Origin of the sequence: Nannocystis exedens, assembly GCF_002343915.1 — a bacterium.
Lineage (GTDB): Bacteria > Myxococcota_A > Polyangia > Nannocystales > Nannocystaceae > Nannocystis > Nannocystis exedens.
In genome coordinates this window covers 7,153,489-7,168,144 of sequence record NZ_NETK01000001.1, presented here as the reverse complement: position 1 = coordinate 7,168,144, position 14,656 = coordinate 7,153,489, and the positions used below count along the sequence as shown (strand labels likewise).

Annotated in this window: 7 protein-coding genes; 5 read left to right on the top strand and 2 right to left on the bottom strand. The window is 71.8% G+C overall.

Annotated features, from left to right (window positions below; all coding sequences use genetic code 11):
* Window positions 1-25: 25 nt before the first annotated feature.
* On the bottom strand, window positions 26-1,678 hold the full coding sequence (locus tag NAEX_RS28210) for an SWIM zinc finger family protein (protein ID WP_096330579.1): 1,653 nt from the start codon (window positions 1,676-1,678) through the stop codon (window positions 26-28).
* Window positions 1,668-4,865, bottom strand: coding sequence for a WGR domain-containing protein (locus NAEX_RS28205; protein WP_096330578.1), 3,198 nt, complete (start codon window positions 4,863-4,865; stop codon window positions 1,668-1,670). The genes NAEX_RS28210 and NAEX_RS28205 overlap by 11 nt, the downstream gene beginning before the upstream one ends.
* A 189-nt stretch (window positions 4,866-5,054) precedes the next feature.
* On the opposite strand from NAEX_RS28205, the gene NAEX_RS28200 reads away from it, so the two are divergent.
* From NAEX_RS28200 to NAEX_RS28180, 5 genes are all read left to right on the top strand, one after another.
* Window positions 5,055-6,656 (top strand): M66 family metalloprotease, encoded by a 1,602-nt coding sequence (locus NAEX_RS28200; protein ID WP_096330577.1) that lies wholly within the window; start codon window positions 5,055-5,057, stop codon window positions 6,654-6,656.
* 592 nt (window positions 6,657-7,248) lie between these two features.
* A complete protein-coding gene (gene glgX, locus NAEX_RS28195) occupies window positions 7,249-9,378 on the top strand; it encodes a glycogen debranching protein GlgX (protein ID WP_096330576.1) in 2,130 nt (709 codons plus the stop codon).
* Between the two features lie 10 nt (window positions 9,379-9,388).
* Window positions 9,389-11,176 carry a malto-oligosyltrehalose trehalohydrolase gene (gene treZ, locus NAEX_RS28190; RefSeq protein ID WP_170136072.1) on the top strand — a complete coding sequence of 596 codons (1,788 nt, stop codon included), beginning with the start codon at window positions 9,389-9,391 and terminating at the stop codon, window positions 11,174-11,176.
* The gene (gene treY, locus NAEX_RS28185; RefSeq protein ID WP_096330574.1) at window positions 11,173-13,989 is read left to right on the top strand and encodes a malto-oligosyltrehalose synthase; all 2,817 of its coding nucleotides are present in this window, start codon (window positions 11,173-11,175) and stop codon (window positions 13,987-13,989) included. Before treZ ends, treY begins: the two co-directional genes overlap by 4 nt.
* Window positions 13,990-14,066: 77 nt before the next feature.
* On the top strand, window positions 14,067-14,561 hold the full coding sequence (locus NAEX_RS28180) for a hypothetical protein (protein ID WP_096330573.1): 495 nt from the start codon (window positions 14,067-14,069) through the stop codon (window positions 14,559-14,561).
* The last annotated feature ends 95 nt before the right edge of the window (window positions 14,562-14,656 follow it).

The following is a 14,656-nucleotide window of genomic DNA, read 5'->3' as shown; positions in this document are numbered from 1 at the left end:
ATGCTCGGCTGCTCCGGAGGACAGGTCAGACGAGCCCGCCCTGGGACCGGCGGTGCTGGATCCGCAGGGCCAGTATATGCTGGCACGGGCCCTTGTACAGTTTATTTTGCTGGTAGAAGTTGCACGTGCACGACGCGGAAGCGAGCCGCTCGTCGCGGTCGACCGCGAGCTCGGGCTCGTAGTTGTGTGAGCCCTCGCGGACGCGTCCGCGCAGCACCAGCCCGCCCTCGCCCGAGGGGAGGGCCTGGCGCACCGTGACCTGGTTCTGCTGGACCAGCGTCTGCGCCTCGGCCTCGCGCTCGTTGGCGAACCGCAGCTTGTCCATCGGCAGCGGGTCGCGGCTGAGCTCGCGGACGCGGTAGACCTGCTTGTCGAGGTCGTACATCGCCCGGCCGGCCTGGGTGTACGCGGCCAGGGCCCCGTAGACGGCGCTGGTGTCGAGGTCGAGCTCGCGCGCGAGCGCCTCGGGCTTGTGCAGCCAGTGCTTCTTGAGGCCCTCGAACACCCGCCGCTTGGTGAACTCGTCGACGGTGGCGCGCGGGGCCATGAGGTCGAAGTTGCCGGCGGTCGACCAGTCGTTGGCCGTCCACCCGGACAGGCCGAGGGTGAAGTTCATGTCGCCGAGGTCGGCGATGTAGAACGACGGCAGACCGGTGCCGAGCAGGTGGACGGTGAACTTGCGCGCGAGCTGGATGAGGCGCTCGAGGATGAGGATCCGCCGCCGGCCCCACACGCGGACCTCGTGCTCCTTGTCACCGCGGAAGATCGAGCGCGGGAACACGACCTCGCGGTTCCACGGCTCGAACACGACCTTGACCGGGTGCCCGGGCTTGAGCTTGTACCGCAGGCTGCGCGGGCCGACCTTCTCCTTGTGGCGGCGGAGGACGAAGCACAGGTTGTGGACGTCCATCGGGTGGAGGTCGAACGAGATCGTCGGCAGCGTCATCGCCGAGCTGACCTGCAGGAACCCGCGCACCCACGAGTCGGGCAGGTCGATCTTCAGCTCCTTGAAGTCGTCCTCGGCGGTGGTCTGCACCCCGAAGCCCGAGGGGTCGACGGTGAACATCGTCTGCTTGTAGCGGCGGATCTTCTGGAACTCGTCGTAGAGGGCCGCCGAGTAGTCGATGTTGGTGGTGCCGCAGGCGAACTCCTTGACCTGCTTGAACACCTCGTAGCGGGCGCCGAGCCGGCCGTAGGTCGACTCGTCCTGCGAGAAGCACTCGAAGAACACCTCGTCCGGGTGGACGGTGATCACCGGGTCGAGCACGAACCAGGCGTCGCGGTCCTTCTGGTACAGGTAGTCGAAGTAGCGCCGCTTGGCGGTGTAGAAGCTCTGCATGCGGTGCGAACTGGTGCGGTAGAGCGTGTCGAGCTCCTCCTGCATGCGCTTGATGTCGGCGGCGTTGCGCGAGCGCTGCAGCGCGATCTGCTGCCAGTTGACCTGCTCCTGCTTGGCCAGCCACTCCTTGTACTCGGTGCGGTCCTTCGGCTTCCAGCGCAGGTCGGACACGACGACGTCGTGCAGCGCCGAGATCGCCTCGCGGAACTCGAGGCACTTGCCGAGCTCGCCGACGAAGTAAGTCGGCTCGCGCCGGGTGTCCGGCGAGAACGACATGCTGGTCGCCCGCGCCGACGAGTCCACGGCGGTGCTGCCGTGATAGCGGTACTCAAACTCCACGCTGCACCTGTCCCTTCGTCCGCACCGGGGGCTGGCGGATCTCGATCGGCATCGGCACGTCGCCGAAGCGCTGGCGCACCCCGACCATCGCGACGATGCTGGCCGCGCGGTCGCCGATCGCCATCGTCAAGCTCTGGCGCGTCATCAGCTCGGCGACCAACTGCGCCGCCTCCGGGCTCTTCTCCGCCTCCGCCGTCAGGAAGCGGAACACCCGCGCCTTGGCCACGCGCCCGCGGTTGACCCGCGACAGCACGCCGAGGAAGTACGGGGTCAGCTCGCGCAGCCGCTCGATCGAGCCGGCGGCGTACTGCTCGAGGTAGTTGGTGGCGAAAAGCTGCACGTCGGCCGACGGGTGCTCGCTGAGGCGGCGCAGGTACTCGAGCCCGTGCTCCTCGCGGAAGCAGCGGGTGATCATCTCGCGGCCGAACGCCTGCACGTCGGCGCGCACCGAGTCGGCGATCGCCACCAGCACGTCGGGCGGGAAGTCGGTCGGCTCCAGACGCTCGCGGAAGAACCCGAACGCGAACGCGCGCGAGTCGTCCCACTTGGCGTCGAGGACCTTGATCGCCTGCGGCAGCTCGCCGCGGATCCGCTCGACGTTGCGCTCGAAGAAGCTCCACGCCGCCTGGCGCACCGCGAGGATCTCGTGGCTCGCCAGGCGCGCGACCTCGCCGACGTCGAGGCTGTCGGGGTCGACGTTGCGCGCCAGCAAGATCCCGCCGAGCTCCTGCGCGGCCGAGGCCTTGGCCCGGAGCAGGCGCATGACGAGGTCCTTGTCGACCGCGCCGAGGCCCTGCTCGAGGTCGGTCTTGAGCAGGCGGAGGACGAAGCTGTGGACGCCCTCGTGGGCCTCCTTGACCAGCAGCGCGCCGATCAGCGGGGCGACGATCGCGGCGGCGAACGCCGGGTCGCGCGCGGCCAGGCGCTGCACGACCGGGCGGATCGCGTCGCGCTGGTCGACGTGGGCCGAGGTCAAGAACGCCAGCATCAGCGCGCCGCGGTGGACCAGCACGCTGTCGGGCAGCTCGCCGAACAGGCGGATGCCGAGGCTGCGCACCGCGGCGTGCTTGCTCTCGACCGCGAGCGCGGCGATGAGCTGCTCGGGCAGGTCCTCGGGGCGCGTGTCGTGGTTGAGCAGGATGTTGGCGGCGAGCAGCTGGGCGCCCTCGAGCGGGTGAGCGACCAGGTCGACGACGACGCCGAGGCCGACGCTGCGCAGCGGGCGGGCGAACGCCCGCATCACCGTCTCGCCGACGTCGGCCGCGACCTCGCCGGCGGCCGGGGTGTTCGGCAGCGCCAGCACGCCGGCGACGATCCGGCCGATCAGCGTCGACGCGGCCGCGGCCGGCAGCGGCACGCCCTGCAGCAGCACGCGGGCGTAGGCGCGAGTGTCGGCGTGGGCCGAGAACAGCAGCGCGACCAGCAGGTCGTGGGCGCCGGCGAAGCGGGCCCGGTCCGCGTCGATCCACCCGTGCGCCAGCTTGCGCGCGGCCGGCACGGCGCAGTTGGCGACCGCGGCGACGAGCGCCAGGTCGGGCTGGTCGGGGTTGTAGCGGGCCCTGGCCAGCTCGAAGCCGAGCTGCGCGGTGACCTCGAACGGCCGCTCGAGCAGCATGACGATGCCGTCGACGTCGAGCTCGCCGAGGAACTGCTTGTTGTCGCGGATCGCCCTGACCGCAAATTCATGCACCAAAGTACATGTGCTCTCGGACAGGAGGTGCATGAGGCCCAGCGGCACCTGGTCCCAGATCTTCGGGAACGCCTCCTCGCGGCTGGCGGGGGCCGGGTCGCCGGGCTTGTAGTTGCCGCGGCAGCGCCAGGTCGCGCCGCGCACCCGCGGCTCGTAGCGCGGGCTGTTGCCGCCGTAGAGGATCGCGTTGAAGGCGTGGTAGGCGGCGAAGTGGTCCCAGCGGACGGTCTTGTTCTTGCGCGTGCTGTAGCTGTAGCGCGTGGCCGTCTTGACCTCTTGCCCGTCGGCGTCGCTGAACGGCAGCAGCACGCCGACCGCCAGCTTGACGTAGCCGAGCGCGTCGCCGGCCTCGGCCAGGCGGCGCAGCGAGCGGAAGGCGCGGCGGCGCAGGTAGTCGCGGGTGTTGCTCGAGTAGGCCAGGCGCGAGTCGGTGCGCTTCAGCTCCTTGCCGACGTCGGTCCAGCGGCCGCCGAGGTACATGTTGCGGCGCGAGCCGAAGGTCGCCGGGGTCTTCTCGACGCGGTAGGCGATGAGGCCGAACACCTCGGCGTCGCCGCGGACCTCGGCCATCTTGAGCAGGTGGCGGACGTGGCGGAAGCTGCCGACCTGCAGCGGGATCGTGCGCAGCCCGGCGAGCAGGCCCGGGCGCACGGTCTCGTCGTCGATGCGGTAGATGTCCTCGAGCGCCGCGGTGTCGCCGGCCGCCAGCGCGGCCAGCAGCACGGCGGCGAACGCCTCCGGGTCGCCCTTGCCGGCGAACTCGCGGAGCGCCGGCGGCAGGGCGGCGCGCGCCCGCGCGGCCACGGCGGCCCGCAGCTCGTCGCTCCAGCCGCGCAGCATCTCGAGCGTCATGCGCATCACCATGTCGCTCTTGCTCGCGCGCGGGATGAACAGCCGCAGCGCCTCGTCGAGGCTGCTGGCCTGCAGGCCAGGTTCGTTGCGGGCCCGCGCCAGCGCGGTGAAGGTGTCGGCGTCGCCGCAGCGGGCCAGGGCCCAGGCGATGCAGTAGTCGAGCATGGCGTCGCCGCTGCCGATCAGGCGGATGAGGTGCGGCACCGCCTCGCGCAGGCGGTACTCGCCGGCGCGCCAGACCACCCGCGCCGGCGTCCACGGCTTGCGCGCGCCGCCGCCCTGCAGGCGGGCCAGGATCGCCTCGGCCGGGGTGGAGAACGCGGGGCTGGCCTTTCGGGCAGGTGCCGCCGCGGCACCCGTCTCGCTCGGCGAGCCGCCCAGCGTCCGCGCCACCGCCGCCGCCTCGCTCGACTCGGTGTAGCCCTTGCGCTTCTTCTCGTCGACCAGCTTCGCGAACACCGAGCGCGCGGTGGTCTCGGTGACGGGCGCCTCGGTCTTGGTGCCGTCCTTCAGCGGCGCGCCGCGGCGGCCGAACTGGAAGTTGACGACGAACTTGCCCTTGCTCACCTCGCACAGGTCGACGATGTAGACCTTGTCGGAGGAGCCTTCGCGCAGGCCGAGGGAGACGCGACGGATCAACTTCACGGCACTCCCGCTATAGCCCCGACCGGCTTGCACCTGCAAGCAGGTGCGAGCGCCGGCCGAGATCACGCGCGGGGGCAGGCGCGCGCACCCGCTCGCACCGGCAAGGGCCGCCGGTGAAACTCTCCGCGGCCCACTTCGCCGCCCCGGGGCGGTACTCCGCGACGGTCCGGCCTGATAAAGTCGCAGGCGATGTCGCGCCCCCGCCTCGCGTCCATCGTGGCGATCGTCCTCCTGCCCGCGTGCGCCGACGACCCGGCGAGCGGGACCGAGTCCCTGCCCTCGTCGACCAGCACCGACGCCTCGACCTCGACCTCGACCGGCACCGAGCCGCCGACGACCTCGACCGCGAGCTCGACCACCGGTGAGGACGAGGAGCCCGCGCTCGAGTACGCCCGTGGGATCCGCCTGACCCGCGCCACCGTCAATCAGGGCGTGCAATTGGAGATCGTGCGCGACGGCGTGGAGGTGCCGAGCGCCGATCTCGGCGCCCGCCTGCTGTCCGGGCGCAAGGCGGTGATGCGCGCCGACTGGCTGCTGCACGCCGGCTTCACACCGCGCGAGATCATCGGTCGCCTGACCCTGTGGACCCCCGACGGCGAGACCCGCGTCGACGACTTCAAGGTGATGGTGAACGGGCCGAGCAACGACGGCGACCTGTTCACGACCTTCTCGTGGGAGCTGCCGGCGTCGCTGGTCGGACCGGGGCTGCAGTACCGCATCGAGGCGCTCGAGCCCGACCCGGCGCTGGCCACCGGCGAGATCAGCGAGCCGCCGCCGATCCTGCCGCTGGCCGGCCGCGGCACGCTGCAGGTCGAGGACGCGCCGATGGAGCTCAAGGTCGAGCTGGTGCCGCTGCAGCACGTCATCGACGGCATGACCTGCACGCCGACGATCACCGACGCCGACGTCGAGGCGATGCGGAAGTGGCTCGAGCAGCACAACCCGGTCCAGCGCGCGGTGCTGACGGTCCACGCGCCGTGGGAGTACACGGCGACGATCGGCAACGAGCCGAACGGGTTCGTGCCGATCTTGACCAAGCTCAGCGAGCTGCGGGCCGCCGACGCGCCGGCCGACAACGTCTACTACTACGGCCTGATCGAGAGCTGCGACGGCTACCCGCCTGGGCTGCTCGGCCAGGCGGCGGGGATCCCCGACCAGCCGACGAAGGGCTACGCGTACCAGCGGCTGGCCGTGGGCCGCTATCAGTCGTCGGGGGCCGGCGCGCGCGACACGTTCGTCCACGAGATCGGCCACACGCAGGGCCTCTACCACGTCCGCTGCAGCGGCGGCGAGGCCGGGGCCGACCCCGAATACCCCTACCCCAACGGGCGGATCGGTCGCTGGGGCTACGGGATCCACGACACCGTGATGCGCTCGCCGACCAGCTTCCGCGACTACATGAGCTACTGCTCGCAGTCGTGGGTGTCCGACTTCGGCTGGGAGAAGACCTTTAACAACATCCGGGAGCTCACGTCGTGGGACGCCGGGGCGCCGCCCGACCCGGCGGCGCGGCCGATCGTGGTCGGCACGTTGATGAAGGACGGCAAGTCCCACTGGTACACGACCGTCGGCGCGGTGCCGCTGCGCGGGCGAGCGAGCGACACGTTCGTCGAGTTCGCGGTCGACGGCCGGGCCGTGCGTGAGCCGGCCGCGGCGCTGGAGATCCCCGACAGCGACGCGACGATGGTGGTCGCCCCGCTGCCGCCCGGGGCCCTGGCCGGCCTGTCCTTCAAGACAGGCGGCAAGCTGCGGGCCGAGGTGGCGGCCAGCCAGGTCGTGCGCCTGGACTGAGCGCGCTGGCCCTGTCCTTCGAGACGGCTCCGGCCGCGACGCCGCGAGCGCGGCGCGACGCCCCGTCGGATGTCTCCGCCGACATGTCTCCGCCGACATGTTTCATCGGACATGCTCCTGACCGTCCAAGGACAGTTCGGCCAGGACGAGCGAAATTCCTCCGGCTCGACGCGGAATCCCGGGAGGCCGCTCGGAGCTGCAGGAAGCCGCCCTGGCGCGAACCCTGGGCTCTCCCTTCGCGCGTCTCACGCCGATCAGCCCGGTCGCCGCGGGCGCCGGGCTCGCGGCGCGAATCCGCCGGCAATTCTCCAGTTGCCCGGCTTCGTTTGCTCGCCCCGGTTTTCCGACCACGTCTCTCCGGGTCGCACCGGCAGCGGCGCGCGAGGGACAGGAGACCAACCGCCATGACGACGCGGATCACCGACGGCGACTTGCAGCGCGGGCCCGAGGGAGTCGCCGAAGTGGGGCGGGAGCGGCTCCGGCCGGCGCGTCGCGTGCCTCCGGACACCGCGCGTGAGTGCGACGCGCGCAGCGAGGGCCGACGCGACGCGGCCGAGTGACACGGCCGCAAGGCTAAAAATCGAGGTTCGCCGTGCGCATCAAGCCTGGCAATGCATATCCGCTCGGAGCGACCTGGGACGGTCGGACCGGGACCAACTTCGCCCTTTACAGCGAGCACGCCACGCGGGTCGAGCTCGTGCTGCTCGACGCCGACGGCGGCGAGCGGCGGGTGCCGCTGCGCGAGCGGACCGCCTTCGTGTGGCACGCCTTCGTCGAGGGCGTCGGCCCCGGCCAGCGCTACGGCTACCACGTCGACGGCCCGTGGGCGCCGGAGGAGGGCCTGCGGTTCAACCCGCGCAACCTCCTCACCGACCCGTACGCCAAGGCGTTCAGCGGCGTGACCCGCTGGGAGCGCGGCGCCTTCTCCTACGACATCGCCAGCGACAGCCCGGACCGCGACCTGATCGCCAACCCGAGCGAGAGCTGGGGCGTCCCGCTCGGCGTCGTCATCGATCCGGGCTTCGACTGGCAGGACGATTGCGCCCCGCACATCCCGCTGCACAAGACGATCCTCTACGAGACCCACGTCAAGGGCCTGACGATGCGGCACCCCGAGGTCCCCCCCGAGCTGCGCGGGACCTACCTCGGCGTGGCCAGCCCGCCGATCGTGCGCCACCTGACCGAGCTCGGCGTCACCGCGGTCGAGCTGCTGCCGGTGCATCAATTCGTCGACGACAAGTTCCTGCTCGACCGCGGCCTGCGCAACTACTGGGGTTACAACACGATCGGCTTCTTCGCCCCCGACGTCCGCTACCGCAGCGGCGAGCGCGTCGCCGCCGAGGTGCAGCAGTTCAAGGAGATGGTCCGCGCGCTGCACCGGGCCGGCATCGAGGTGATCCTCGACGTCGTCTACAACCATACCGCCGAGGGCAACCACCTCGGGCCGACGTTCAGCTTCCGCGGGATCGACAACCCGACCTACTACCGGCTCGTGCCGGACAACCCGCGCTACTACTACGATTACACCGGCACGGGCAACAGCCTCAACGTGCGCCACCCGCAGACGCTGCAGCTCATCATGGACTCGCTGCGCTACTGGATCCTCGAGATGCACGTCGACGGGTTCCGCTTCGACCTCGCGGCCACGCTCGCGCGCGGGCTGTACGAGGTCGATCAGCTGTCGTCGTTCTTCACGATCATCCACCAGGACCCGGTGATAAGTCAGGTCAAGCTGATCGCCGAGCCGTGGGACCTCGGCGAGGGCGGGTACCAGGTCGGCAACTTCCCGGTGCGCTGGGCCGAGTGGAACGGCAAGTACCGCGACACCATGCGGTCGTTCTGGCGCGGCGACGGCGGCGTCGCCGGCGACCTCGGCTACCGCCTGTCGGGCAGCAGCGACCTCTACCAGAACGACGGGCGCGGGCCGTACATGAGCGTCAACTTCGTCACCGCGCATGACGGCTTCACCCTCGCCGACCTGGTCGCCTACGACCACAAGCACAACGAGGCCAACGGCGAGGACAACCGCGACGGCTGCGACAACAACCTGTCGTGGAATTGCGGCGTCGAGGGCCCGACCGACGACCCCGAGGTGCTGGCGCTGCGGCGGCGGCAGCAGCGAAATTTTTTGGCGACGCTGCTGCTGTCGCAGGGCACGCCGATGATCGCCGGCGGCGACGAGATCGGGCGCACCCAGGGCGGCAACAACAACGCCTACTGCCAGGACAACGCGATCAGCTGGTACGACTGGGAGCTCGACGACGAGCGGCGGGCGCTGCTGCGGTTCGTGCAGCGGACGATCCGGGTCTACCGCGAGCACCCCGCGCTGCAGCGGTCCAAGTTCTTCAAGGGTCGCAAGATCCGCGGCGGCGACGTCCGCGACATCATGTGGCTCCGCCCCGACGGCGAGCAGCTGTCCGACGACGACTGGCAGGACCCCACCACCCAGAGCCTCGGCATGTTCCTCGCCGGCCGCGGCGTCGACGACGTCGACGACGAGGGCGAGCCGATCCGCGACGACGACCTCCTGCTCGTGCTCAACGGCAGCCAGAACCCGGTCGAGTTCGTGCTGCCCCCGCTCCACGCCGCGTGGGAGCGCCTCATCGACACCTCCGACGACGACGCGCGCGGCCAGGTCGCCGGCGGCGCCCGGATCGAGCTGCCGCCGAAGGCCCTCGTGCTGTTCCGGGGCGTCGCTCCAGACATGAACCATGCAACATGAACATCCAGACATGTCGAACCTCGGCGCCGCGCTCGTCGACGGCGGCGTCCGCTTCCGCGTGTGGAGCACCCGCGCCGGCCGCGTCGCCGTCGTTTTCTACGACCGCCCGGAGGGCGGCGGCCCGCCCGTCCCCCGCGAGGAGCGGCCGCTGCAGCCGCTCGGCGACGGCCTGTTCGAGGCCGTCCACGACCTGCCCGAGGGCACGCTGTACCGCTTCAAGCTCGACGACGCCGAGGTCCCCGACCCCTACGCGCGCGCCCTGCCCGAGGGCGTGCATGGGCCGGCCGAGGTCGTCCGCGCGCATCACGAGTGGCGCGCGACCGACTGGCAGCCGCGGCCGCTGACCGACTGCGTGATCTACGAGCTGCACGTCGGCACCTTCACGCCCGAGGGCACGTTCGCGGCGGCGGCCGAGAAGCTGCCGCTGCTGGCCGAGCTCGGGGTGACGGCGATCGAGCTGATGCCGCTGTCGAGCTTCTCGGGCGGGCGCGGGTGGGGCTACGACGGCGTCGGCCACTTCGCGCCGTACGCCGGCTACGGGCGCCCGGACGAGCTGCGGGCGCTGGTCGACGCGGCGCACCGGCTCGGCATGAACGTGCTGCTCGACGTCGTCTACAACCACTTCGGGCCCGAGGGGAACTACCTCGGCAGCTACAGCCCGGAGTACTTCGCCCACGACGTGCAGACGCCGTGGGGTGACGCGCTGAACTTCGCCACGCCGGCGATGCGCCGGTTCGTGCTCGACAACGCCCGCTACTGGCTGACCGAGTTCGGCTTCGACGGCCTGCGGCTCGACGCGACCCACGCGATGGTCGACCCGAGCGAGCGGCCGATCCTCGCCGAGCTCGCGGCCGAGGTCCGGGCCCTGCCGCAGCACCGCCTGCTCGTCGCCGAGGACGAGACCAACGACCCCGCGCTGGTGCTCGGCGTCGGCCTCGACGCGATCTGGGCCGACGACTTCCACCACGTCGTCCACGTCGTCCTGACCGGCGAGCGCGACGGCTACTACGGCGCCTTCGAGCCGAAGGTCTTCGACCTCGCCCGCTGCATCGAGCGCGGCTTCCTCTACGAGGGTCAGCCGTGGCCGCCCTCGGGCAAGCCGCGCGGCGCCGACGCCAGCGGCCTGCCCGCGCCCGCGTTCGTCTACTGCCTGCAGAACCACGACCAGGTCGGCAACCGGGCGCTCGGCGAGCGCCTGCACCACCTGACGGCGCTCGACCGGTACTGCGCCGCCTCGATGCTCTTGCTGTTCTTGCCGATGACGCCGCTGCTGTGGATGGGCCAGGAGTGGGCCGCGAGCGCGCCGTGGCAGTACTTCACCGATCATCCGCCCGAGCTCGGCGCGCAGGTCACCGCCGGCCGGCGCGCCGAGTTCAAGCTGTTCGCCGCCTTCCACGACCCCGAGCGGCGCGAGCAGATCCCCGACCCGCAAGACGCCGCGACCTTCGAGCGCTCGCGCCTCGACTGGTCCGAGCGCGACGCCGGCGAGCACGCCGGCGTGCTCGCGCTCTACCGCGCCCTGCTGCACCTGCGGCGCTCCGACGAGACGCTCAAGGTACCGGACCGTTCAAACATGTCCGTCGGGACAGTCGGTGAGCACGTCCTGTGGGTCCTGCGCAAGGGCCCCGCCGGCGACCGCCTGCTCGTCGTCGACTTCGGCCCGCGCGAAGCAGGCGGCCCGCCGACCCCGCCGGAGGGGCGCGTGTGGCGGCTCTTGCTGACCAGCGGCGACGAGGTACACCCTGCCCTGCCGCCGGCCCGCGCCGCCATCTACGCGGCCGAGGGAGACGCGTCGTGACGATCCCGGTTTCGACCTACCGCCTCCAGCTCCACGCCGGCTTCGGCTTCCGCGCCGCCGCGGCGATCACCGACTACCTCGACGCGCTCGGCGTCGACGCCGTCTACACCTCGCCGTACCTGCACGCCGAGCGCGGCAGCACCCACGGCTACAACGTCGTCGACCACGCGGCCCTCGGCCCCGAGCTCGGCGACGAGGCCGACTACGACGCCTGGACCGACGGCCTGCGCGCCCGCGGCCTCGGCCACGTGCTCGACTTCGTGCCGAACCACATGGGCATCGGCAGCGGCGAGAACCGCCGGTGGAACGACGTGCTCGAGAGCGGCCAGGCCTCGCTGTGCGAGAGCTGGTTCGACATCGAGTGGGCGCCGCCGAAGATCGGCATGGCCGGCAAGGTGCTCCTGCCGATCCTCGGGCGTCAGTTCGGCGAGGCGCTCGAGGCCGGCGAGCTGAAGGTCGTGCGCGACGGCGGCAGCTTCTTCGTCGCCTACTACGAGCGCCGGCTCCCGGTCGCGATCAAGTCGTTGCCGCTGATCCTGCGCCCGGCCCTCGCGCGCCTGAGCCTCGCGGCCGACGACCCGACGCTCGCCGAGCTGCACAGCGTCTTGACGGCGATCGATCACCTGCCCGGCGAGGCGAGCACCCCGCCCGACGCGCGCGAGGAGCGGGCGCGCGAGAAGGACGTGATCAAGCGGCGCCTGACCGCGCTGCTCGCCGAGTCCGGGGCGATCGCGGCGGCCGTCGACGCGACCTTGCAGGAGCTCGCCGGCAGACCCGGCGACCCGCGCAGCTTCGACGCCCTCGAGACCTTCCTGGGCGAGCAGGTCTATCGCCTCAGCTTTTGGCGCGTCGCCACCGAGGAGATCAACTACCGCCGCTTCTTCGACGTCAACGAGCTCGCCGCGATCAAGATGGAGGACCCCGCGGTGTTCTCGGCCGCGCACGCGCTCGTGCTGCGCAAGATCGCCGAGGGCCGGATCACCGGCCTCCGGCTCGACCACACCGACGGCCTCTACGACCCCGCGGCCTACTTCGAGGCGCTGCAGGCCGAGGCGCGGGCGCACGCGCCGGCGGACGCGCAGCCGCTGTACCTCGTGATCGAGAAGATCCTCGAGCCCGGCGAGGCGCTGCCGCGGCACTGGCAGGTCGACGGCACCACCGGCTACGACTTCCTCGGCGCCGTGGGCCGCCTGTGGATCCGCCCCGAGGCGGGCCCGCGGCTGACCCGCTTCTATCACCGCTTCATCGCCGCCGAGCGCGACTACGAGGCGGTCGCGTACGCCTCGCGGATCGCCATCCTGCGCGCCAGCCTGTCGAGCGAGATCCACATGCTCGCGCACCGGCTCGAGCGGATCGCCCAGAAGCGCCGGCGCTCTCGCGACTTCACGCGCGTCAGCCTGACCTCTGCGATCGTCGAGACGATCGCCGCCTTCCCGGTCTACCGCACCTACGTGCGCCCCGACGGCTCGCGGACCGCGAGTGACGACGCCTGCATCGACCGCGCGCTGCGGCGAGCCCGGCGGCGCCGGCCCGACGTCGACGCCAGCGTGTTCGAGTTCTTGCGCGACCTGCTGATGCTGCGCAACCTGCCCGAGGAGCCCGAGGAGCGCGCCGAGGCGGTGCGCTTCGCCATGCGCTTCGCCCAGCTCACCGGCCCGGTGATCGCCAAGGGCGTCGAGGACACCGCGCTGTACCGCTACAACCGGCTGGTCTGCCTCAACGAGGTCGGCTGCGACCCGGCGGCCTTCGGCGCCTCGGCCGACGACTTCCACGCGCACAACCAGCGCCAGCGCCGGCGGTTCCCGCGGACGATGACGACCACCGCGACGCACGACACCAAGCGGGGCGAGGACGTGCGGGCGCGGCTGGCCGTGCTGTCGGAGCTGCCGGACGAGTGGCGGCGGGCCGTCTCGGCGTGGAGTCGAATGGCGCGGCCGTTCCGGACCGAGGTCGACGAGGCGCTCGCGCCGTCGCGCAACGACGCCTACCTGTTCTATCAGACCGTCGTCGGCGCCTTGCCGCTGGACGAGCTCGGCGAGGGCGACGCCGTCCCGCCCGCCTTCGTCGACCGCGTCGCCGCGTACATGGAGAAGGCCACGCGCGAGGCCAAGGAGCGCACCAGCTGGATCGCCGGCAACCCCGAGTACGAGGCCGCGGTGCAGAAGTTCGTGCGCGAGCTGCTGGCGCACCCCGGCTTCTGCGGCCCGGCCGCCGCCCTCGCCCGCAAGATCTCCACCCACGGCGCCGTCAACGGGCTCGCCCAGGTGTGCCTCAAGCTCGCCTCGCCCGGCGTGCCCGACACCTACCAGGGCGGCGAGCTGTGGGACTTCTCGCTCGTCGACCCCGACAACCGCCGGCCCGTCGACTACGAGCGGCGGCGGCAGGCGCTCGCCGACATCCGCGCGCGGGCGTCCGACCCGGTGGCGCGCGCGCGCGAATTGCTGGCGAGCTACCTCGACGGGCGGATCAAGCTCATGGTCCTGCACCTCGCGCTGCAGCACCGCCGGCAGCAGCGGGCGCTGTACCTCGAGGGCAGCTACGTGCCGCTGTCCGCCGGCCGCCACGTCGTCGCGTTCCGCCGCGCCCACGGCGACCAGGAGCTCGTGTGCGTGGTCCCGCGGCTGGCGTACACGCTGACCGGCGGCCGTCGTCCGTGGCCGCTCGGCGCCGCGTGGGGCGAGCAGACGCTGGAGCTCGAGCGGGCCGCGACCTGGCGCGACCTGTTCACGGGCGCCGAGCACCGCGGCGACGGCGTGCCGCTGGCCGACGTGTTCGCCGAGCTCCCGGTCTCGCTGCTGGTGCGCGTCGCCTGACGCGCCGCGGGCGGGCACCTGTCGCTCGCCGCCGGGATGCTGTACAAACGCGCAGTCCGGCGAGGACGCGGAGCATCATGACGAAGAACACCTCGGAGCAGGCAGACGGCGCGGACGCGAGCGAGGGCGACGCGCGCAGGTGGGTCGCCAGCGGGTTCACGGCCCAGGTGATCAAGAACGAGGACGACGACGGCTGGGCCGTGACGATGACGCGCGACGGCGACGCCGAGCCGGTCCTCGTCAGCCCGTGGACCATGGGGCGCGACAAGAAGAACCCCAAGCCGCTCAATCACACCGACTTCAAGACCCTGCTGAAGGGCGCGCAGGACGTCATCACCCGCCACGAGGCCCACGCCCGGGCCCAGCGCCACCACAGCGTCACCGTGGTCGCCGACGGCGAGGCGATCCGCGTCGACCTCGACGTCGCCGCCGACGAGGATGACCCGCACGCGCTGCTCTCGGCGTGGGACCCCCTCGGCGAGAAGCTGGCCGAGCGGCGGGTCGCCGCGGACTTCAAGCTCAGCAGCGCCAGCGCCGGCCGCTGGATCGCCGGCGGCTTCGGCGACGTCTGAGCGCGGCCCGGCTGGCCGGAGCCGGGTGGTCGGCGCGCGGCCGAGGGGCTCGCGGCGGAGGTTCAGCGCCGGCCGCCCGATCGCCGGCGGCTTCG

Excerpts from the sequence above, each read along its gene's own strand:
- NAEX_RS28200 (WP_096330577.1), top strand. The coding sequence starts at position 5,055 with ATGTCGCGCCCCCGCCTCGCGTCCATCGTGGCGATCGTCCTCCTGCCC.
- treZ (WP_170136072.1), top strand. The coding sequence starts at position 9,389 with ATGTCGAACCTCGGCGCCGCGCTCGTCGACGGCGGCGTCCGCTTCCGC.
- NAEX_RS28180 (WP_096330573.1), top strand. The coding sequence starts at position 14,067 with ATGACGAAGAACACCTCGGAGCAGGCAGACGGCGCGGACGCGAGCGAG.